The organism is Thermopolyspora sp. NPDC052614 (assembly GCF_040678635.1).
Taxonomy (GTDB): Bacteria; Actinomycetota; Actinomycetes; order Streptosporangiales; family Streptosporangiaceae; genus Thermopolyspora.
The window spans coordinates 349734-370128 of sequence record NZ_JBFATZ010000001.1 but is presented as its reverse complement, the minus strand read 5'-3'; the positions used below and the strand labels follow the sequence as shown (position 1 = coordinate 370128).

At 71.5% G+C, this 20395-nt stretch carries 17 protein-coding genes; 8 read left to right on the top strand and 9 right to left on the bottom strand.

Going from position 1 to position 20395, the window contains the following annotated elements:
- Positions 1 to 30 precede the first annotated feature (30 nt).
- The 4 genes from AB0K60_RS01545 to AB0K60_RS01530 all read left to right on the top strand — a co-directional run bounded on the left by AB0K60_RS01545 (position 31) and on the right by AB0K60_RS01530 (position 7194).
- On the top strand, positions 31 to 1584 hold the full coding sequence (locus AB0K60_RS01545; RefSeq protein ID WP_364047363.1) for a glucoamylase family protein: 1554 nt from the start codon (positions 31 to 33) through the stop codon (positions 1582 to 1584).
- A 152-nt stretch (positions 1585 to 1736) separates the two neighbouring features.
- A complete protein-coding gene (locus AB0K60_RS01540) occupies positions 1737 to 3551 on the top strand; it encodes a glycosyl hydrolase (protein WP_364047361.1) in 1815 nt (604 codons plus the stop codon).
- Positions 3552 to 3643: 92 nt separating this feature from the next.
- Complete coding sequence (locus AB0K60_RS01535; protein WP_364047359.1) at positions 3644 to 6235, top strand: alpha/beta fold hydrolase; 2592 nt, start codon at positions 3644 to 3646, stop codon at positions 6233 to 6235.
- Complete coding sequence (locus AB0K60_RS01530; protein WP_364047357.1) at positions 6232 to 7194, top strand: ABC transporter permease; 963 nt, start codon at positions 6232 to 6234, stop codon at positions 7192 to 7194. The genes AB0K60_RS01535 and AB0K60_RS01530 overlap by 4 nt, the downstream gene beginning before the upstream one ends.
- Before the next feature lie 163 nt (positions 7195 to 7357).
- Here AB0K60_RS01530 and AB0K60_RS01525 read toward each other — a convergent pair whose 3' ends face one another.
- Complete coding sequence (locus tag AB0K60_RS01525; RefSeq protein ID WP_364047355.1) at positions 7358 to 7489, bottom strand: hypothetical protein; 132 nt, start codon at positions 7487 to 7489, stop codon at positions 7358 to 7360.
- 193 nt (positions 7490 to 7682) lie between these two features.
- Here AB0K60_RS01525 and AB0K60_RS01520 point away from each other — a divergent pair, with 193 nt between their 5' ends.
- Positions 7683 to 9812: an ATPase gene (locus AB0K60_RS01520; protein ID WP_364047353.1), complete on the top strand. Its 2130-nt coding sequence runs from the start codon at positions 7683 to 7685 to the stop codon at positions 9810 to 9812.
- Positions 9813 to 9859: 47 nt separating this feature from the next.
- Here the strand turns inward: AB0K60_RS01520 and AB0K60_RS01515 are convergent, their stop codons facing one another.
- Positions 9860 to 10831 (bottom strand): hypothetical protein, encoded by a 972-nt coding sequence (locus AB0K60_RS01515; RefSeq protein WP_364047351.1) that lies wholly within the window; start codon positions 10829 to 10831, stop codon positions 9860 to 9862.
- 3 nt (positions 10832 to 10834) lie between these two features.
- Positions 10835 to 11002: a hypothetical protein gene (locus tag AB0K60_RS01510; RefSeq protein ID WP_364047349.1), complete on the bottom strand. Its 168-nt coding sequence runs from the start codon at positions 11000 to 11002 to the stop codon at positions 10835 to 10837.
- Between the two features lie 170 nt (positions 11003 to 11172).
- Here AB0K60_RS01510 and AB0K60_RS01505 point away from each other — a divergent pair, with 170 nt between their 5' ends.
- On the top strand, positions 11173 to 12090 hold the full coding sequence (locus tag AB0K60_RS01505) for a PAC2 family protein (RefSeq protein ID WP_364047347.1): 918 nt from the start codon (positions 11173 to 11175) through the stop codon (positions 12088 to 12090).
- Positions 12091 to 12271: 181 nt separating this feature from the next.
- On the opposite strand, the gene AB0K60_RS01500 is transcribed toward AB0K60_RS01505, so the two are convergent.
- Positions 12272 to 13084 carry a tyrosine-protein phosphatase gene (locus tag AB0K60_RS01500; RefSeq protein ID WP_364047345.1) on the bottom strand — a complete coding sequence of 271 codons (813 nt, stop codon included), beginning with the start codon at positions 13082 to 13084 and terminating at the stop codon, positions 12272 to 12274.
- A gap of 61 nt (positions 13085 to 13145) precedes the next feature.
- On the opposite strand from AB0K60_RS01500, the gene AB0K60_RS01495 reads away from it, so the two are divergent.
- Positions 13146 to 14345 (top strand): hypothetical protein, encoded by a 1200-nt coding sequence (locus AB0K60_RS01495; protein WP_364047343.1) that lies wholly within the window; start codon positions 13146 to 13148, stop codon positions 14343 to 14345.
- A 34-nt stretch (positions 14346 to 14379) separates the two neighbouring features.
- Here the strand turns inward: AB0K60_RS01495 and AB0K60_RS01490 are convergent, their stop codons facing one another.
- The 5 genes from AB0K60_RS01490 to AB0K60_RS01470 all read right to left on the bottom strand — a co-directional run bounded on the left by AB0K60_RS01490 (position 14380) and on the right by AB0K60_RS01470 (position 19297).
- The gene (locus AB0K60_RS01490; RefSeq protein WP_364047341.1) at positions 14380 to 15234 is read right to left on the bottom strand and encodes a glucose 1-dehydrogenase; all 855 of its coding nucleotides are present in this window, start codon (positions 15232 to 15234) and stop codon (positions 14380 to 14382) included.
- Between the two features lie 26 nt (positions 15235 to 15260).
- The gene (locus AB0K60_RS01485) at positions 15261 to 16733 is read right to left on the bottom strand and encodes an NAD(P)/FAD-dependent oxidoreductase (protein ID WP_364047339.1); all 1473 of its coding nucleotides are present in this window, start codon (positions 16731 to 16733) and stop codon (positions 15261 to 15263) included.
- A gap of 119 nt (positions 16734 to 16852) precedes the next feature.
- On the bottom strand, positions 16853 to 17440 hold the full coding sequence (locus tag AB0K60_RS01480; protein WP_364047337.1) for a carboxymuconolactone decarboxylase family protein: 588 nt from the start codon (positions 17438 to 17440) through the stop codon (positions 16853 to 16855).
- On the bottom strand, positions 17437 to 18366 hold the full coding sequence (locus AB0K60_RS01475) for a hypothetical protein (RefSeq protein WP_364047335.1): 930 nt from the start codon (positions 18364 to 18366) through the stop codon (positions 17437 to 17439). Before AB0K60_RS01475 ends, AB0K60_RS01480 begins: the two co-directional genes overlap by 4 nt.
- 157 nt (positions 18367 to 18523) lie before the next feature.
- Positions 18524 to 19297, bottom strand: a complete 774-nt coding sequence (locus AB0K60_RS01470; RefSeq protein WP_364047333.1) for an aldolase/citrate lyase family protein — start codon at positions 19295 to 19297, stop codon at positions 18524 to 18526.
- A 245-nt stretch (positions 19298 to 19542) separates the two neighbouring features.
- Here AB0K60_RS01470 and AB0K60_RS01465 point away from each other — a divergent pair, with 245 nt between their 5' ends.
- Positions 19543 to 20319 carry an IclR family transcriptional regulator gene (locus AB0K60_RS01465; protein ID WP_364047331.1) on the top strand — a complete coding sequence of 259 codons (777 nt, stop codon included), beginning with the start codon at positions 19543 to 19545 and terminating at the stop codon, positions 20317 to 20319.
- The last annotated feature ends 76 nt before the right edge of the window (positions 20320 to 20395 follow it).

Here is a 20395-nt window from a genome sequence, read left to right as displayed (position 1 = left end):
CTCCTCCAGAGCCAAAAGACGGGACGCAGAATGAGACGCCTTGCCAGACGCTCGACCCGACGACTGCTCGCCATCGCCGTGACCGCCGCGCTCCTGTCCGTCTCCGCCGGTACGGCCGAGGCCGTCGCCGGCGGCCCCGGCACGGAACGCCAGGACGACGCCGTGCTCCTGCAGTACGCCAGGGACACCTGGCGGTCCATGACCGCCTCGGTGGAGCCCGGCACCCACCTGATCGCCGACAACATCGACGGCACGCTGCGCACCCGCAGCCGCTACACCTCCCCCACCAACATCGGCGCGTACCTGTGGAGCACGGTGGCCGCCCGCGACCTCGGCATCATCCGCGACGCCGAGGCCCGCCGGCGCATCGGCAAGACGCTGGACGCGCTCGCGAGGCTGAAGCGGCACGAGTACTCGGGCATGTTCTACAACTGGTACGACCCGGTCACCGGCGAGGTGCTGCGCACCTGGCCGGAGAACGGCGACCCGGTGCACCCGTTCCTGTCCACCGTGGACAACGGCTGGCTGGCGGCGGCCCTGATGGTGGTGCGCCAGGCCATGCCGTCGCTGCGCGACCGGGCGCAGGCGCTGCTCGAACCGATGGACTTCGGCTTCTACTACAACGCCGAGTCCCGCGGCCCGGACATCAAGGCCGGGGCGATGCGCGGCGGCTTCTGGGACGAGGAGCCGCCCGGCTGCTCGGTGCGGGGCAACTACCGGGGCCGGGGGCCGGACGTCTTCTACACCTGCCACCACTACGACACGCTCAACAGCGAGACGAGAATCGCCGGATATGTCGCGATGGCCCGTGGGCAGGTGCCGCGCGAGCACTACTTCGCGCTGTGGCGCACCCTCCCCGACACGTGCGACTTCGGCTGGGCCGAGATGAAGCCCACCGGGCCGACGCGTACCTATCTCGGCATCCCGGTCTTCGAGGGCGTGTACGACTACCACGGGTTCAAGGTCGTGCCGACCTGGGGCGGCGACATGTTCGAGGCGCTCATGCCGGACCTGTTCGTGCCCGAGGCGTCGTGGGGGCCGCGCAGCTGGCGGATCAACCACCCCCGATACGTGCGGGCGCAGATCCACCACGGCCTTGAGGACGCCAAGTACGGCTACTGGGGCTTCTCCCCCGCCAGCAACCCGGCCGGCGGCTACCGCGAGTACGGCGTGGACGCGCTCGGCCAGGACACCGACGGCTACACCTCCGACCAGGAGCGCACGAGCGTCGACTACGGCTTCGGCGACTGCCGACCGGCGAAGCCCGAGCCCGCCTCGTACGGCGACGGCGTGGTGACCCCACACGCCTCCTTCCTCGCCCTGCCGTACGCCAAGCAGGCGGCGATGGACAACCTCGCCAAACTGCGCACCGACTTCGACGGCTACGGGCCGGGCGGCTTCTACGACTCGATCGCGGTGCGCTCCAAGACCGTGGCCAAGCGCTACCTCGCCCTCGACCAGGGAATGATCATGGGCGCGCTCGGCAACGTGCTGGCGCGCGGGGCGCTGCACCGCTACTTCACGCACGGCGAGGCGGAACGCGTGCTCAAGCCGCTGCTCGCCGTCGAGCGGTTCGGGTTCTGAGGGGGCGGCGTGCGGTCCGCCCTGCCACCGGGCCCGCGCCCGGCCCTCCGCGCACACGGGGGCCCGGACGCCGTCCCGATCATCACGCCGCCCGCCGGCTCGGGCGTCGCGGCGAAGACCGACTCCAATCGATCGAGGAGAAAGGCGGCACTGTGAACTCGGGGGACGCGAGAACGGACTTCGAACAGCGAATCGGCAGGCGGTCCGGCACCGTCGCCGCCGAGCGGCTTCCCCGGCTCCCGGCCCCGGGCGGCCTGCGCGCCCGGCCGGGACGCGGCCAGGTGACGCTCGACTGGGAGCCCGTGGACGGGGCCGTCGGCTACCTGGTGCACCGGTCGTCGGGGCCGGGCAAGCCGTACGAGCCGGTCGATCACCTGGGGCGGGACGTGCTCAGCGTGCCGCACCCGCCGTACGCCGACACCACCGGGACGCCGGGCGAGACCGCCTGGTACGCGGTGGCGGCCGTCGCCGACGTGGAGACCGTGGGCGAGCTGTCCGAGCCGGTCCAGGCCGCCGCCGCGCCGGACGGCCCGGCGGCCGTGCGCGTGGAGGTGGACGCGGCCCGGATCACTCGTCCGCTGCCCCGCCCGTGGCGGCCGATGATCGGCTCGGAGCATCTGAGCCACCTGCTGTCGGCCGACCTCACCGGCGGCCGGCGGATCGGCGAGGAGCTCACCGAGGCGCTGCGCATCGTCCGCGACGAGCTCGGGGTGCGGACGGTGCGGGCGCACGCGATCCTCTGCGACGACCTCGGCGTCTACCGCGAGGGCAGGCCGTACGACTTCAGCGGCATCGACCGCGTCTACGACAAGGTGCTCGACCTCGGCCTGCGGCCGGTGGTGGAGCTGTCGTTCATGCCGCACGACCTGGCCGCCGACCCGGCCAAGACGGTGTTCGCGTACAACGCGATCATCTCCCCGCCGAAGGACTGGGACCGCTGGGGCGACCTGGTCGGCTCGCTCGCCGCCCACCTGGTGGACCGGTACGGCCTGGCCGAGGTGCGCGACCACTGGTCGTTCGAGGTGTGGAACGAGCCGAACCTGGAGGTGTTCTGGAGCGGCACCCCGCAGGAGTACCTGCGCCTCTACGACGTCTCGGCCCGCGCGATCAAGCAGGTGGATCCCGGCCTGCGGGTCGGCGGCCCCTCGTCGGCCGCCGCGGGCTGGGTACAGGAGTTGCTCGCCGCCGATCCCCCGGCGGTCGACTTCGTCTCCACCCACACCTACGGCAGCCCGCCGCTCGACCTGCGCCCGCTGCTGGCCCGGCACGGGCGCGCGGGCACGCCGATCTGGTGGACCGAGTGGGGCGTCACCCCCGTGCACTTCAACGAGGTGAGCGACGCCGTCTTCGCCGCGGTCTTCCTCGCCCGCGGCATGCGCTCGGCCGCCGGACGCGTCGAGGCCCTGTCGTACTGGGTGGCCTCCGACCACTTCGAGGAACTGGGCCGCCCCCGCGCGCTGCTGCACGGCGGCTTCGGCCTGCTCACCGTCGGCAACCTGCGCAAACCCCGCTTCCACGTGCTCGCCCTGCTGGAGCGGCTCGGCGAGCACGAACTCGCCTGCGACGTCTCCGGCGACGGCGCGGGCGGCCTGGTGGAGGCGTGGGCGGCCCGCGACGACGACGGCCGGGTCACGGTGGCGGTCTGGAACGGCACCCTCGACCAGTCCAAGGCCTCCGGCGAGCCCCTCCTCGACCGCCACGTCACGGTACGGCTCACCGGCCTGGCCGACGGCCCCCACCTCCTGCGCCACCTGCGCGTGGACCAGGACCACTCCAACATCGCGGCCGTCTGGGGCCTGCTGGGCGGCGGCGCGGAGTGGCCCACCGACGAGCAGTGGGAGCACCTGCGCGCGGCCGACCGTCTCGACGAGGCGGAGCCGCCGAGGATCGTCGAGTCCGGCGAGGAGATCGCCTTCGACCTGCCGATGCCCGCGATGTCGTTCCTGGAGCTGACGCCGATGCCGTGACTCCGGTCGCAAACCGCCCCCGGATTCCGGAAGGTGAGGTCCCTGAGACGGCGTCTCAGGGATCTCTCAGCAGCCGGCAGTAGGCTCGGCGCATGAGGCTGCTGGGCAGACGGCCGGTGATCGTGCTGGTCGCGTTGGTGCTCCTCGCCGGGATCGGATGGGCGCTGTGGCCCTCCGACCCGGTGGTGCGGGGCGAGGATCACACCATTACCGTCGTCGACGGACCCGCCGACGATCAGCGGGTCGCGCTCGACACGACGTTCTTCCCACCGGCCGGCGGCGGGCGCGCACCGCTGATCCTGCTCGGCCACGGCTTCGGCGGCAGCAAGCAGAGCGTGCGCGAACAGGCGGTGTACCTGGCCCGGCAGGGGTACGCGGTGCTGACCTGGTCGGCGCGCGGCTTCGGCCGCTCCACCGGCGAGATCGCGCTGAACTCGCCGGACTACGAGGTCAAGGACGTCCGGCAGCTCATCGACTGGGCGGCCAAGCGGCCCGAGGTCCTGCTCGACGCGTCGGGCGACCCGCGCATGGGCATGGCGGGCGGCTCGTACGGCGGCGCGATCGCGCTGATGACCGCGGCGTACGACAACCGGGTGGACGCGCTCGTCCCGCAGATCACCTGGCACGACCTGGCCGACGCGCTGTTCCCCAACGCCACCGGGCAGGGCCCCGAGACCGGCGTGTTCAAGCGCATGTGGGCCGGCCTGTTCTTCAACCGGGGCGGCGGCACCCCGACGCTCGGCGGCCTCGGCGGCGGCACCGCCGCGGGCGCGGCCCCCGGGGCGGGCGCGGGCCGCCCCGAGCCGTCGGGGACGCGGGCCCCCGCACGCCCGCCGACCGAGCAGGAGGTGCGCTGCGGGCGATTCCTCCCGGCGATCTGTGACATGTACCAGCAGGTCGCGACGACGGGAAAGGCGACCGCGACGGCGGTGGAGACGCTGCGGCGCTCCAGCCCGATCTCGGTGCCGGGCCGCATCCGGGTGCCCACGCTGCTCATCCAGGGGCAGCACGACTCGCTGTTCCCGCTGAGCCAGGCCGACGCCAACGCCCGCGCGATCGCCGCGACCGGCGCCCCCGTCCAGGTCACCTGGTACGCCGGGGGCCACGACGGCGGCGATGACGAGGTCGATTGGCTGGACGAGCAGATCACGTCCTGGTTCGACCGCCACCTCAAGCACGACGACGCGGCGCCCGCCGGCGCGGCGTTCACGGTCACCCGCGACGGCGGGCGCGACCCGGGCACCCGCCGCAACGTGCTCGTCCACGCCACCGCGGGCCGCTATTCGGGCCTCGGCGGCACCCGCACGCAGGCGATCCCGCTCACCGGCCCGGAGCAGCCGGTCGCGAGCCCGCCGGGCGGCTCTCCGGCCTCGATCTCGTCGGTGCCGGGCCTCGGCGGCCTGTCCGGCGGCGGCGCGGGCGGGCTGAGCGTGTCGGTGGACATGCCGGGCCAGTTCGCCACGTTCTCCTCGGCCCCGCTCACCCGGCCGCTCACCGTGACCGGCACCCCCACCGCCAGGATCAAGGTGTACGGCGAGGGCGAGGTGACGCTGTTCGCCAAGCTGTACGACGAGACCGCGCCCGCGCAGGCCACGCTGCCCGACGGCCTGGTGGCGCCGATCAAGGTGACCGCGACCGAGGCCGGGACCGACGTGACGGTGACCCTGCCCGCCATCGACCACCGCTTCGACGTCGGCCACCGCGTCCGCCTGGTGATCACCACCACCGACCTGGCGTACGCGAACCCGTCGTCCCCGGCGGTGCACCGGGTCGGGCTCGCCGAGCCCGCGGTGACGATGCCGGTCGCCCCCGGCCTGACCACGCCGCCCACCGGCCCGGACGTGTGGACGTGGGCGCTGCCGCTCGCCGCGCTCGTGATCGCGACCGCGCTGGTGCTCGCGGGCCGTCGCCGCCGCCGCGACTTCCACGACGAGAAACCGGAGCTGCGCGAGGTCCCGCTCGTGATCGACGGCCTGACCAAGCGGTACCGCAACGGCGAGCTCGCGGTGAACGACCTGTCGTTCCGCGTCGAGCCCAACCAGGTGCTCGGCCTGCTCGGGCCGAACGGCGCGGGCAAGACCACGACCCTGCGCATGCTGATGGGCCTGATCCATCCGGACGCGGGCGAGATCCGGATCTTCGGCCACCGGGTCACGCCCGGCGCGCCGGTGCTGTCGCGGCTGGGGTCGTTCGTGGAGGGGCCGGGCTTTTTGCCGCATTTGTCCGGCCGGGCCAACCTGGAGCTGTACTGGCAGGCCACCGGCCGCCCGGCCGCCGACGCCCACCTGGAGGAGGCGCTGGAGATCGCCGGTCTCGGCGCGGCGCTCGACCGCGCGGTGCGCACCTACTCCCAGGGCATGCGGCAGCGCCTCGCCATCGCCCAGGCCATGCTCGGCCTGCCGGACCTGCTCGTGCTCGACGAGCCCACCAACGGCCTGGACCCGCCGCAGATCGCCGAGATGCGCCGCGTGCTCATCCGGTACGCGGCCACCGGCCGTACCGTGATCGTCTCCAGCCACCTGCTCGCCGAGGTGGAGCAGACCTGCGCGCGCGTGGTCGTCATGCACCGCGGGCGTCTGGTGGCGGCCGGACCGGTCGGCGAGCTGCTCGGCGCGGCGGCCTCGAACGGGACGAAGGGGCGGCTTGAGGACGTGTTCCTGGACCTGATCGGGGAGAGGGCATGAACGGGCAGACGCCCTCGGCGGGCATCGGAATCGGTTCCATGAACGGCGTTGTGAACGGCCCAACGAACGACCCCGCGAACGACCCCGCCCCTGCGGGCAGAGTTTCGGCGGACGGCGCCGGCGGCACGGCGGACTACGCCGCGGGGCGCACGCTGCCGCTGCGGGTGGAGATCATCCGGCAGCTTCGGCGGCGGCGCACGACGGTGATGTTCGGCCTGCTGCTCGCGCTGCCGTGGATCCTGGTGATCGCCTTCGAGTTCGGCCCGGCCGGGCGGGGGCAGGGCGGCCTGCGCCTGTCCGACCTCGCCACGGCGAGCGGGCTGAACTTCGCCGCCTTCGCGCTGTCGGCCTCGGCGAGCTTCCTGCTGGTCGTGGCCGTGGCCCTGTTCTGCGGCGACACCGTCGCCAGCGAGGCGAGCTGGTCGTCGCTGCGCTACCTGCTCGCCGCGCCGGTGCCCCGCGACCGCCTGCTGCGGCAGAAGCTGATCGTGGCCCTCGGCTTCTCGGCCGCGGGCGTGATCTGCCTTCCGCTGATGGCGCTGCTGGCGGGCACGATCGCGTTCGGCTGGAACGACATCACGATCCCGGGCACGGGCGAGACGATCCCGGCCCTCACCGTGCTCCCCCGCTTCGGCATCGTGATCGCCTACGCCCTGGTCAGCCAGCTCGTCGTCGCCGCCCTGGCGTTCCTGCTCTCGGTCAGCACCGACTCGCCGCTCGGGGCGGTCGGCGGCGCGGTCGGCCTCGTCATCGTCAGCAACATCATTCAGGCCGTCGACGCCCTCGGCTCCCTGCGCGAGTTCCTCCCCACCTTCTGGAACACCGCCTGGCTGGACGCCCTCGCCCTCGACATGGACTGGAGCGGCATGATCAAGGGCGCCTCGGTCTCGGTGACGTACGCGGCGATCCTCATCGCCTTCGCCTTCCGCCGCTTCCGGCGTAAGGACGTCATCTCCTGATCGGGGTGTGATCACTGAAACGATCAGGAGAAGCGAGGGGCCGGCACCGGTCGAATCGACGGTGCCGGCCCTTTTGACTTCACGACCACGCGGGCATGCCAGGAAGGAGGCCGCTTAACTGGTGATATGCCGATAACTATGCAAAAAGCGTGAAATGCACTTTTCACGCGATCCAGTGTGGCGGACGCTCCTCCAGCAGGCGCGCGATGTCGTCCTCGGTCTCGTCGTCCCAACCGAGGTCGTCATCACTGCTGAGATCCACCGGACGCAGCTCGTCCGGCCCGTTGACTGTCACGCCCCCCAGAATACCGAACGGCGGGCCCGGCTCGCAGGAATGAACCACTCCTCGGGCTAGGAAACCGGCATCAGGGAGATAGCAGAGAATCCACCCGGCTGCCCGGCATAGGACCGCTTTCGGCCGCACGCGAGTACGATGCGATTGCAGGGAGCGACCATGTAAACGCCAGACGCAACCCCCGGGGGCGGTCATGGGAACGCCGACAGGATGGCGGCAGGACGGCAACCTGCCCATGGAGCTGACCGGCTTCGTGGGCCGGGCGCGGCTCCTGGCGACGATCAAGCGCCGACTCGCCGAGCATCGTCTGGTGACGGTGACCGGCATCGGCGGCGTGGGCAAGTCGAGGACGACGTTGCGCGTCGCCCACACCGTACGGCACCTGTACCCCGACGGGGTGTGGTTCGTCGACCTGGCCCGGCTGCGCGATCCGACGATGGTCCCGCAGGCGGTGGCCGCGGCCCTCGGCCTGGCCGACCCCTCCCGCCCCGAGACCGAGATGCTCGCCGACTGGGCCCTCGAACGCCGCGCGCTGCTCGTGCTCGACGCCTGCGAGCACCTCATCGAAGGGTGCGCGGAGCTCACCGAGTCGCTGCTGCGCCGGTGCGGCAGGCTGCGCATGCTGGTGACCAGCCGGCAGTCGCTGGGCGTGCCGGGCGAGCACACCGTGCCCGTGCCGCCGCTGGCGCTGCCCGGCGACGACCCCGCCGAGAGCCCCTACGACAACGAGTCGGTACGGCTGTTCGCCGAACGGGCGTCGGCCGCCGCGCCCGACTTCGTGATCGACGACGACAACATCGAGGTCGTCTCCGAGCTGTGCCGCCGCCTCGACGGCATCCCGCTCGCCATCGAGCTGGCCGCCGTGCGGCTGCGCACGCTGTCGCCGCGGCAGATGCTCGCGCTGCTCACCGACCGGTTCAGCCTGCTCACGGGCGCGAGCCGTACGGCGTTGCCCCGGCACCGCACGCTGCGCGCGGCGATCGGCTGGAGCCACGAGCTGTGCGAGCCGGGCGAGCGCCTGCTCTGGGCCCGGCTATCGCTGTTCGCGGGCGACTTCGACCTCGACGCCGTCCGCAACGTCTGCGCGGGCGAGGGGCTCCCCGGGGACCGGGTGATGGAGCTGGTCGCCGGGCTGGTGGAGAAGTCCATCCTGCTCAGCGTCACCGAGACGGCGGGCGTCCGGTACCGGCTGATCGACACCCTGCGCGAGTACGGCCTGGAGTGGCTGACCGAGCTCGGCGAGGCCGAGGCGACCCGCAAACGGCTGCGCGGCTACTACCTACGGCTGGCCGAGGAGGCCGAGCGGGCCTGGTCCGGCTCGGCACAGGTGGAGTGGTTCCTGCGGCTGCGCCAAGAGCGCGACAACATCCGCGCCGCGCTCGACTACTGCCTCGCCGGGCCGGACCCCGAGGCCGTACGCGACGGACTGCGCATGATCTCGTCGCTGTGGTTCATGTGGGCGGCCTGCGGCTTCGCCCGCGAGGGACGGGTGCTGCTCGACCGCGCCATCGCCGCCGCCAAGCAGCCGAGCCCGGAGAAGTGCAAGGCCCTGTGGGTGCTCTCCTACGTGCTCAGCGCCCAGGGGGACGTGCCCGGCGCGATCGAGGCGGCCGAGCGCTGCAAGACCGAGGCGCTGCTCGTCGGCGACCACAGCGCGGTCATCCTGGCCACCAAGATGCTCGGCACGGCGGCGCTGCTCCAGGGCGACCTGACCAAGGCGCAGGCCTACCTCGGCGTGGCGATCGAGCTGCACCAGGGCCCCAGGGAGCTCAACCCCGGCCTGCTGCCCGCGATCGTCGAGCAGTCCATGGTGCTCAACTACCAGGGCCGCCACGCCGACTCCGAGGAACTGCTGAACGACTGCCGGCGGCTGTGCCTGGAGCGCGGCGAGCTGTGGCTGCGCTCGTACGCGGCCTGGGCCACCGCGCTCACCCAGCGGGCCGCGGGCCGCATCGAGGAGGCCGTGGCCAACGCCAAGGACTCGCTGCGCATCAAGCGCCTGCTGCACGACGTCCTCGGCGTCCTGATCGCCATGAACACGCTCGCCGCCCTCGCGATGGACGAGTCCCGCGCCGAGCGCGCCGCCATCCTCCTCGGCGCGAGCGAGGCGAACTGGCGCCGCTTCGGCGGCCTCCCCCAGCTCGGCGCGCCCATCCTCTCCAACGACCACGACCGCTGCGTCAAGGAGTGCCAGAAGTCCCTGGGCGAGGACGCGTACCAGAGGGCCTTCGACGACGGCGCCCGCATGAACCTCGACGAGGCGATCGCCTTCGCCATCGACGACCTCCCGCCGCACCCCACCGGCCGCCACGCCCGCCTCTGAACGCGGCCCCCACCCTGTCCGCGTCACTGGATCCGTCACGGGAGCCTTTAGGGGAGCGACGTGTAGCGGGAGCTGGTGAGGGAGTAGGTGATGTGGCCGCTCACCCAGTGCTCAAGGCCGCGCACGTAGGTGAGCACGCCGGGCGGGGCCCAGGCGCGTACGGCGGCGTCGAGCTCGACCATGCGGGCGATGGCGCGGTTGTGCATGAGCGCGACCTCGTCAACCGCCTCGCGTACGGAGCGGTCCCGATGCGTCATCAGAACGGTGATCAGGTTGTGCCGGGCGTGATCGTGCCGCCGCTCCTTGGCGTAGGAGAAGATGTCGTTGTCCCACACCACCAGGTCGCTGCAGAGCTGGGTGAGTTCGCGCACCTGCGGATGCAGCCACTGCTCGGGGGTGAGGTGGAAGCGTCCGGCGACGTCGATCAGCGAGAGCACCGGCCCCATCGCCCCCGTACGGCGGCGCATGAAGATGTAGTCCTCGGGAGTGGGGATGACGTCGGCCTCGCGGTTGGCCGCCTCCCACACCTGGGCGAAGACGTAGTCCCGGGTGGCGGTGCACCAGCGATCGACCTGCTCGGGGCGGGCGCTCGCGGCGATGCGGCCCTTGAGTTCGAGCAGCATGCGGGCGAAGGGGGTGCGGACCTGTTCCGGAGGTCGCGGGTCGTCGAGCACGCGCAGCAGATCGGGCAGCGCGCGCACGATGAGGCCGGGGCTGCGGCTGAGGCGCTCGGACTCGCAGAAGCAGTCGTCGAAGGCGAACAGCCAGGTGCACCAGTCCATGACGAGGCGGAGCATGTCCGGATCCGCCCGCGGATAGGCGCGGGCCGCGAGCCGCCCGTACCGTGCACGCCGGTACCGCTCCACCGTCGCGGCGTCGGGAAGCATGCCGGACGCGCAGAGCCAGGCGAAGCTGTCGCGTTCGGCCTCCTCGACGTGCGGATTCAGCTCGCTGGGGAAGGGACAGGGCAGGGCGGGGACAGGCGTCGAAAAGGATTCGTACCCAGACGTGACTGCCATCAGCTAATAATGACCGTTGACCGGCTTCATGGCCAAAACACCACCCGTGGGGTGGCATGCCGGGTCGGTCACCGGGCTGATCATCGGGCTGGCCACCGGGTTGGTCACCGGGTTGGTCACCGGGTTGGTCACCGTGACCGTCAACCGCCCGAACTCCGGATCCGACTGCACTCTTCCATGCTGCCACCGGCCGGACACCGATAGGGTTAAGGAATTCCTCAGGGCCGCCACAGGTTCACCCGGGAGAGACAGGCGGACCCCCCAAGCTCAACCGCTCAAGCCTGACCACTCTAAGCTGCACGACAAAGCAGTTTGCCTGAAGAAGGTAGGAAGGAACCAAGGTGTTCGACCCGACGGATCTTTACCGGCTCGATGGGGATGTTCCCGAGCTGAGCGATCCGGTGCTGCTCTACCACTTCGAGGGTTTTGTAGACGCCGGCGCAACGGGTCGCCTCGCCATGGCCCACCTGCTCAACAAGCTGGAGCACCGGGTCATCGTGACATTCGACCACGACCGCCTGCTCGACTATCGTTCCCGGCGGCCGATCATGATCTTCGATACCGACCGATGGGTGGACTGCGACGAACCCAGGATCGTCCTGCACCTCGTCCACGACCTGGAGGGCACGCCGTTCCTGGTGCTGACCGGCCCGGAGCCGGACCGGGAGTGGGAGCTGTTCGCCAAGGCGGTGCGCTCCGTCGCCGACCGCCTGGGCGTCGCCCGCCTGGTGACGGCGCACGGCATCCCGATGGCCGTCCCGCACACCCGCCCGCTCGGCCTCACCCCGCACGGCAGCAAGCCCGAGCTGCTGAAGGACGTGGCGGGTCCCGGCGTCAGCCCGTTCGGCCGCGTCCAGGTCCCCGCAAGCATCGCCTCCCTCATCGAGTACCGCCTCGGCTTGGCGGGCTACGACGCCGTCGGCTACTCCGTCCATGTCCCCCACTACCTCGCCCAGGCCGAGTACCCGCAGGCCGCCGTCACCGCGCTGGACGCCATCAGCCTCAGCACCGGCCTGATCTTCCCCATGGACGAGCTGCGCGCCGCCGCCGACACCACCACCGCCGAGATCCAGGAGCAGATCGAGGCCTCCGAGGAGCTCTCCACCGCGATCAAGGGACTCGAACAGCAGTACGACGCCTTCACCACGGGCGCCCAGCGCGAGAACCTCATGGCCGAGAACATCCCGATGCCCACCGGCGACGAGCTCGCCGCCCAGTTCGAGCGCTTCCTGGCCGAGCGCGACGAACGCGACACCTGACCCGACCGGCCACCCGCCGCATCTCGTACCCGGCATCACGTACCCGGCCTGCCCCTCCGGTCGCACCCCGGCCGGGCAGGCGCGCGTGCCGCAGCACTCGGGTATGGCCGTCCATCGCACGGCGAGGCGGACGGCGACCGGGATAGTCGACCGGGTTAGGCGACCGGGTTAGGCGACCGGGTCAGTCGAGCAGGCGGGAGCGGAGGGCGCGGTGGTCCTCCTCGGTCCAGCCGTGGGCGGTGAGCCAGCCCGTGGCCCCGCCGAATCGGGTGTCGAGGGATTCGAGGAACCGGGCCATGTACTCGGGTCGCGGCATGTGGGTGTCGGCGGGACGGGAGTCCAGGTCCGCCCGATAGGTGTCGCTGGCGCGCAGGCGGGCCAGGATCTGTTCCAGGCGCTCGCCGGTGGCGACGTAGTCGGCGATGATCGCCTCGCGGGTGACGCCGGCCACCTCCAGGGCGAGCGCCGACAGCACCCCCGTACGGTCCTTGCCCGCGGCGCAGTGCACGATCGCCGCGCCGTCGGGGCGGGCGAGGACCCGCAGGGCGGCGATCACCGAGTCGGGCCGGTCGCGCAGGTAGGCGTAGTAGTAGCCGGTGACCCGCAGCTCGGCGAGGTCCTCCTCGCTGCGCTCACCGCGCCAGGGCAACACGCGCTCCCCGTCGATGGCCGGGCCGGTGTCGGCCTCGACATCGGTGAACCTGCCGCCCTCGGCGAACAGGGTGTGGTGGTGCAGGGTGACCTCGCCGACCCTGGCGAGCGGGCCCGGCCCCTCCAGCTCCACCTCCGGGTAGGAACGGAGATCGACCACATTGCGAAGCTTCAACTCGCCGACGAGGCGCTTGACGTCGTCGCCGGTCAGCCCCTGCAGGTTGTCCGCCCGGAGTATTCGCCCGAATCGCGTTAATTGGCCGTCAACCGTGGGAAGTCCACCCAGATCACGTACGTTGACCGCACCTTGAAGAACTATCCACCGCTGTAGTTCGTTGCTCACTTATATGAGCCTATAGGTCGGTGTATGGCGACAAGTGAACGGCGTGGGACTGGGAGGTCAGGTGCACGCTAACCAACTCCCCCGGCTGGCGCTCGATCCGGCGCTGCCCGAACCGATGGCCCAGCTCATGCGCACCCACCCGCATCTGCTGCGCATGGTCCGCTCGGGATGGAAGCCGCGCCCCTTCTGGCCGATGCGCATGCCCCTGCTCGCCCGTACTGCGGGGCTGCTCATGATCGTCACCAGCCTGCTCATCCTGCCGGTGGTGGCCGTCGACGGAGGCGACGGCGTCAACCTGGACGACATCGCCCGCGCGCTCACCATCGGGCTGATCTTCGCGGGCGGCTTCTTCGCCCTCGGCTCGGCGGCCGAGCTGCTGCCGAGCCTGTCCCAGGTGAAGGTGAACCGCTGCCTGCGCTACGCCTACGAGCACCCGAACAGCTTCGTGCTCCCCGAGGATCTCGACGCCTGGACCGCTCCGCTGTTACGACGCGCCCAGGACGCCGCCGACGCCGTCCTGATGTCGCAGATCAACCGCAGGGGCATGATGGACGGCACGCTCAACTCCATCCGGCTGCGCGACGAGACCTGGCAGATCGCCCGCCGCCTCGCCGAGCTGACCGAGGTCGCCGCCGACTACACCGCGATCGTCGGCAAGGACATCCCGGAGGAGTTCGCCGAGGCCTACCGCCCCTACGACGAGACGCTGCGCACCTCCTACGCCTCCCTCACCGCCCGCGTCGAGGCGCTGGAGGACTACGCCGAGAAGGTACGCCGCGCCGACCGGCATCTTGAGGTCTACCGCAACGTGGAGCGGCTGCGCGAGCACACCCCCCGCTTCGAGAAGCTCCGCGCCGAGCTCGTCGATGACCACCTGGCCCGCCCGGGGACCCGGGAACTCGGCATCGAGATCGACGAGGTCGAACGCCAGCTCCAGGAGAGCATCGAGGACGCCCGCCAGGCCGCGAGCTACCTGCTGGACCCCGTCCCCTCGTCCGCCGTCCCCCCGCCGCGGCCCGCGACCGAGCCCCTGGCGAAGCCCGCCGTCGAGCCCACGGCCGAACCCCACATCGAGCCCCACGTCGAGCCCCACATCGAATCCGCGTCCGGGCCCGACCCCGCCCCGCACAACGGCCACCAGGTGGCCGGCCCCACCACGGGACTCTCCGCCACGCCTCTCGGCGCGCAGAACGGCCGCCCGGCGGTCTCCTCGTCCGAACCCGCACCGGACTCCCCCGTGGCCGCGCCCGGCGAAGAGTGACCGGCGACGCTTACGTCCCGGCCCTATCGGACTCTCAGGACGAAGCGCCGCTGTTCGGAATCACCTGGGCGGCCTCGTCAACGGGCGTCGGATCCCACGCGCCCGCGCCACCCCCGGGCCGTACGGTGTTCACCCAGGCGGAGCCGCCGTCCACCGACAGCACCTCCCCGTTCACGTACGAGGCGTCGTCGCTGAGCAGGAAGGCGACGGCCGCGGCGACCTCGTCGGGGGTCCCGGTGCGCCGCTGCGGCACGGTGGTCCCGCGCCGCAGGATGTCGCCCCCCGCGCCCGCGACGCCGCCCGATCCGCTGAACAGCCCGGTCGGCACCAGGCCCGGCGCGACCGCGTTCACCCGCACGCCCTGCGGCCCGCCGTACATGGCCGCGCCGCGCATGACGCCGAGCACGCCGTGTTTGGACGACTCGTACGGCAGCAGATCGTGGCTGCCGCGCAGGGAGGCGATGGACGCGGTGATCACGATGGCGCCGCCGCTCCCCTGCCGGGCGTACTGCCGGAAAGCACCCCGGACGCCGAGGAACGTGCCGCGCAGGTTGACGGCGACGACGCGATCGAAGTCCGCAAGGGTGATGTCGGGTAGGCGGTCGAAGGTGCCGACGATGCCCGCGTTCAAATGGTGCAGGTCGATGCGGCCGAACCGCTCCACGGCCGCGGCGAGGTAGGCCTCGGTGTCCTCCTCGCTGGACACGTCGGCGCGGACCGCGAGCGCGGGGCCGGGCAGCTTCTCGGCGACGGCCCGCGCGGCGTCCTCGGCGACGTCGACCAGGACGACCGACGCGCCCTCGTGCGACAGCCGGGTGGCGGTGGCCGCGCCGATGCCCGATCCCGCGCCGGTCACCACGGCGACCGCGTTCTCGAATCTCCTGCTCACGGCATTCTCCTCGGACGGCATGGGGGTCATCGGTTGCGGTAGACGAGCGCGAATCGCGGCAGCGTACGGCACATCAGGTAGTAGACGAAGTGGGTACGCGGCCACTGGGTGACGTTCGCCCCGGACGGCGAGTGGTAGTAGTTGTGGCAGCCCGAGTCCATCGCCGAGGCGTGCGCGGCGAGCTGGCGGTCCAGCCAGCGCACGTGCCGCTCCAGCGCGCGGGGGTGGGTGTCGACCAGCTTGGCGCGCTTGCGCAGCACCGTGCGGATGGCCCGCACCGCGATCTCCGCCTGGCGTTCGAGCTGGGCGATGATGGAGAAACCGCCGTTGGTGTTCGGGCCGTACAGGATGAAGAAGTTGGGGAAGCCGGGGACGGTGGTGCCGAGCAGGGCGCGCGGCCGGTCGCCCCAGTAGTCCTGGATGCTCTTCCCGTTGCGCCCGATCACGGTGAACTGGGACAGGAACCGGGTCGGCTGGAACCCGGTGCTCAGGATGAGGACGTCGGCCTCGTGCTCGACGCCGCGCACGTCGACCACGCCCTTGGGGGTGACCTCCTTGACCGCGTGCGGGACCAGCTCGACGTTCGGGCGGTTCAGGGCGGGATAGTAGTTGCTCGCATAGATCGGGCGTTTGCATCCCCACGGGTACGACGGGGTCACCGCCTGACGGGTCGCCGGATCCTTGATGGTGTCGGCGATGTAGCGCAGGCACAGCTCGCGCATCCGTTGCTGCTCGCGTCCCTTCAGGTCATACGCCTTGAAGCGGCGGGCCGAGCCGAGGAACAGCCTGAGCCGGTAGAGCCTGCGCAGCAGCGGGTAGCGCCGGAAGCGCGCCCGCTCGGCGGGGGTGAAGTCGCGTTCGCCCTTCGGCTCCACCCACCCGGGCTCGCGCTGGAACACCTGGAGCCGCTCGACGTGCGGCGCGATCGCGGGCACGACCTGCACGGCGGTGGAGCCGGTGCCGACGATCGCGACGCGCTTGCCGGTCAGATCCACCTTCTCGTCCCAGCGCGAGGTGTGGAAGCACGGTCCCTCGAAGTCGTCCAGGCCGGGCCAGGACGGGTAGTTCGGGACGTTCAGCAGGCCGACGGCGCTGATGACGAAGCGGAAGCGGCGTTCGACGCCGTCGTCGGTCCGCACCAGGTAGGACCCGGCCTCGTGGTCCCAGGTGACCGACTCCACGCCGACGCCGAACCGGAAGTGGGGGCGCAGGTGGAAGCGGTCGAGCACGGACTCGGCGTACTGCTGGAGCTCCGGCTGGGTGGCGTGGGTGCGGGGCCAGTCGTGGGGGGCGAAGGAGAAGGAATAGGCGTGGGAGGGGATGTCCACCTCGCAACCGGGGTAGCGGTTGTCCCACCAGGTGCCCCCCGGACCCGGCGACCGTTCGAAGACGGTGAAGTTGGAGATCCCGGCCTTCCGCAGCTTGACGGCGGCGGCGATGCCGCCGAAGCCGCCGCCGATGATGGCGACCGTTCGGGTCTCCGGCGGGGATGCGGACATGAAACTCCTTCGTACGGTTTTCTGCGTTCAGCGTCTGCGGTCGGCGTCCGCGGTCGGCGAATGCGGTCGGCGTCCGCGTTCAGCCGGGTTCAGCCGGGTTCAGCCGGGTTCAGCCGGGTTCAGCCGGCGTTGTCGGGCGGCAGGACGCCGAAGACGGCGAGCTGCGTGGCGGTCATCTCGTAGTAGCCGATGAGCACGGTGATCTCGAACAGTCCCCGCGCCCCGAGCAGGGCGACGGCCCGCTCATAGGTCGCGTCGTCCAGGTCGCCCGATTCGATCAGGGTCCGGGCGACCTCGAACGCGACGCGTTCGCTCTCGTCGGTGAGGCCCGGGTCGCGGCCCGCGCACAGCTCCTCGATCTCCTCGGCGGTCATCCCCGCCAGGGGGGCGGTGAGCCGGTGGGCGTACTTCTCGTACGGGCTGTCGCGGTGGGCGGCGACCAGGAAGGTCACGATCTCGCGGATCCGGTGACTGATCGACAAGTCGAACCTGATGGCCGCGCCGAGCAACTCGAACGCCTCGCCGACCGGCGGGCTGAGCAGCCAGGCGTTGGTGGGGCCCTCCAGCCGTCCGCGCTCGTCCACGAGCGGGTACGGCTGGGGCTTGCCGACGCGCCGGCCGCCCACGATCCGGTCGTAGATCTTCCGCTGGGCGGCGTCGAGGTCGGCCACCTCGAAGCGTTCGAGCCTCGTGGCCCGCCCGCTCACTGGTCGGCCTCCGGCGGCATCGGGTACTCGTCGGCGTTCAGCACCCAGCCGTCCATCTTCGAGAAGTCGAGCCTGGGCGGGGAGAAGATGTCGATCAGGTGGTTGGTGCCCGGCGCGATCGCCTGGCTGGTGTGCAGCGCCGGGGGCGGGATCACGGTCAGGGAGGGGCTGTCGCACCGCTCGTGCTGGTCCTCGCGCCACTCGCTCAGGTCGGTCGTCCACGGCCAGCGCAGGTGGTGGATGTACTCGCCCTCCAGGACGAGGGAGCACTGCTCGAAGTCGGCGTGGGTGTGCGGCGACATGCGGGTGGTGTCGCGCGGCCCGGTACGCGGGTCGATGTAGTTGACCATGAAGGTCGAGGAGCGGAAGAGCCGGAACGGCGGCTCGGCGAGGGCGGGCACGGTCAGGTCGTAGGTGCGCAGGCGGAAGCCGCCGACCGGGTCCGGCCAGGCGACCAGGGGCGCGACGTGCGGGTGGGGCTCCCGGTAGGAGGCCTCGTTGGCCGCGCGGACCGACGGGGGCGCGCTGCGCACGGTGAAGAGCGTGACGACGCGGCCGTGGCCGCTGAGCCGGACCGTGCCCTCCTCCGGCGGCACGAAGGTGAGGGTCTTCCCGGCGATCTCGGTGGTCTCCTCCCCCAGCGTGATCCGCGCGGTGACGGTGTCGTCCGGCAGCAGCACCGCGCACTCGTCGGCGTACTCGCCGACCTTGCCCGGCAGGGCGAAGCCGGTCTCGCCGGCCAGCGCCGTGTAGCCGATGATCAGGTGCTGGCTGCGGCCGTACCAGGTACGGCTCTCGCCGTCGGTGACGGAGGGGGGCAGCGCGTAGAACTTGACGTGCTCGGCGTCCGCGACCGGGCCGGGCTTGGTGACGGTGGCGCTCGATCCCGGCAGCTTGGAGCGCGCGTCGCTCGGATCGTAGGGCATGGGTTGTCTCCTTGGATGACGGCCCCAGCGACCGGTTCCGGTGACCGGACCGGTGGTCGGCTCGGGCCGCGGCTCAGGCGGCCGGCCCGTGCCGCGTACCGACGCTGGGTGCTTAAGGTGGAGGTCAGAGGGGCTAAGGGCGGAAGGTGAGGGGCCTTCAGCCCTCGGCGCGCAGCGGCAGGGTGCCGGCGGCCCGGCGGATCTCGGCCGCAGCCGTCCCGAAGATGGTCGCGTCGTTGCTGATCATGACGTAGGAGTAGCCGCGCTCGACGGCCGCGCGGGCGGCGGCCGCGTCGCGGACCGCGGTGCCGACGGGCAGGTCGCGGGCCTTGGCCAGGCCGAGCAGGCGGTCGACGTGCTTGCGCAGGTCGGGGTCGTCGGCGGGGAGGCCGGTGGAGAGGGTCAGGTCGCCCATGCCGACGAACACCGCGTTGAGGCCGGGGGTGTCGAGGATCGCCTCGGCGTCCTCCAGCGCGCCCATGTCCTCGATCTGCGGGATGCGCAGGGTCTCCTCGTTGCCGCGCCGGACGTAGTCGGCGGTGACGTCCAGGCCCCAGGCGCCGGCGCGCGAGGTGGTGCCGAGGCCCCGGGTGCCGAGCGGCGGGAAGAGCATGCCGCCGATCGCCCGCTCGGCGTCGGCCCTCCCGGTGACGTGCGGGACCAGGATGCCGTCGACGCCCATGTCGAGCACGCGCTGCAGGTGGCTGCCGCCCGCGTCGGGCACCCGTACCAGGACGTGCACGCCGAGCCCCTGCGCGACCACGGTCGCCCGGTACGCCGACTCCAGGCTGAGCGGGCTGTGCTCCATGTCGATCACGATGAAGTCGAACCCCGCGCGGGCGAGGAGCTCGACCGTCTCCAGTGCCGGGATCTTCACCCAAGTGCCGACCAGACACCGGTCGGCGTCGCGGATCCGTTCGAGCATGCGCATCGGGGAGCCTCCTGCCGGGAGATGCGTCGTTCTGTAATCCAGGATGTCCGTCCCGCTCACCGGGATGGGGACACCGTAGGCACCTCCGATTCACCACGTCAATAGCGCCGCGTGCACGGAAACTTTGCACGCTGGAAATGCGGCTGAAACCTTGACTAACCCGGAAGGGCCTGGTCTACAGTCCCGCGTATCGAATTAGCGGACGGCCGACCCGCACTGCGGGACGAAAGGAGGGACGCCGCACAGTGGCATCCCACGGCGAACCCAGAAGCCTGGACATTCCCAGCGGCGACATCCAGGTGGTGGCGCGGGTCGTGCAGCTGCTCCGGCTGCTCGGCGAGGCCGGCAGCATCGACATCGTGTCGGCGGCGCAGGAGCTGGGGGTCGGCAAGTCGACGGCCCACCGCTACCTCGCCTCGATGGAGAACCACGGTCTCCTGCAGCGCAGGGACCGGAACCGATACGAGTTCGGCACGCTGCTTGCCGAGCTCGGCACCATGGCGTTGTCGCGTCTCGGGGTGGTCAACCTGGCCCGTCCGATCATGGAGCGGGTCAGCAACCGGGTCCGGCACACGGTCGTCCTCACCATCTGGAACGGCCGCGCGCCGGTGGTCGCCCAGGTGCACGAGGACAGCAGCCGGACCGCCCACGTCTCCATAAGGGTCGGCAGCACGCTGCGGCCCGGGACCGCGCAGGACATCATCTTCCGCGCGTTCCAGAAGGAGTCGTTCAACCTCCGGTACCGGGACGCCCCGGGCGATTTCCTCCCGGGACTGGAGGACGAGCTGGCCGAGGTACGCCGGACCGGGGTGGCGATCCGGTCCAGCGCGTCCGAGGGCGTGCGGGCGGTCGGGGTGCCGGTCCGGGACCCGGAAGGGATGGTGATCGCCGCCCTGGCCGTGGTCGGGGTGACCTCCCTGGTTCCCGACGACGAGGACAGCGACGTCGTGATGGTCCTGCGCGAGGGCGCGCAGGCGATCACACAGGCCCTGCGCTCTTCACGGGAGGGCGCGGGCGAGTAACGCGGAAGCCGTAGCGGCCTATTCGGGTGGAGGGCGAGACGGTCCGAGCGGCACGGATGGCGGGGGACCCGAAATC

Coding starts and splice junctions, on each gene's coding strand:
- AB0K60_RS01545 (WP_364047363.1), top strand. CDS start 31: ATGAGACGCCTTGCCAGACGCTCGACCCGACGACTGCTCGCCATCGCC.
- AB0K60_RS01485 (WP_364047339.1), bottom strand. CDS start 16,733: ATGTCCGCATCCCCGCCGGAGACCCGAACGGTCGCCATCATCGGCGGC.
- AB0K60_RS01535 (WP_364047359.1), top strand. CDS start 3,644: ATGAGGCTGCTGGGCAGACGGCCGGTGATCGTGCTGGTCGCGTTGGTG.
- AB0K60_RS01470 (WP_364047333.1), bottom strand. CDS start 19,297: ATGCGCATGCTCGAACGGATCCGCGACGCCGACCGGTGTCTGGTCGGC.
- AB0K60_RS01520 (WP_364047353.1), top strand. CDS start 7,683: ATGGGAACGCCGACAGGATGGCGGCAGGACGGCAACCTGCCCATGGAG.
- AB0K60_RS01475 (WP_364047335.1), bottom strand. CDS start 18,366: ATGCCCTACGATCCGAGCGACGCGCGCTCCAAGCTGCCGGGATCGAGC.
- AB0K60_RS01515 (WP_364047351.1), bottom strand. CDS start 10,831: ATGGCAGTCACGTCTGGGTACGAATCCTTTTCGACGCCTGTCCCCGCC.
- AB0K60_RS01530 (WP_364047357.1), top strand. CDS start 6,232: ATGAACGGGCAGACGCCCTCGGCGGGCATCGGAATCGGTTCCATGAAC.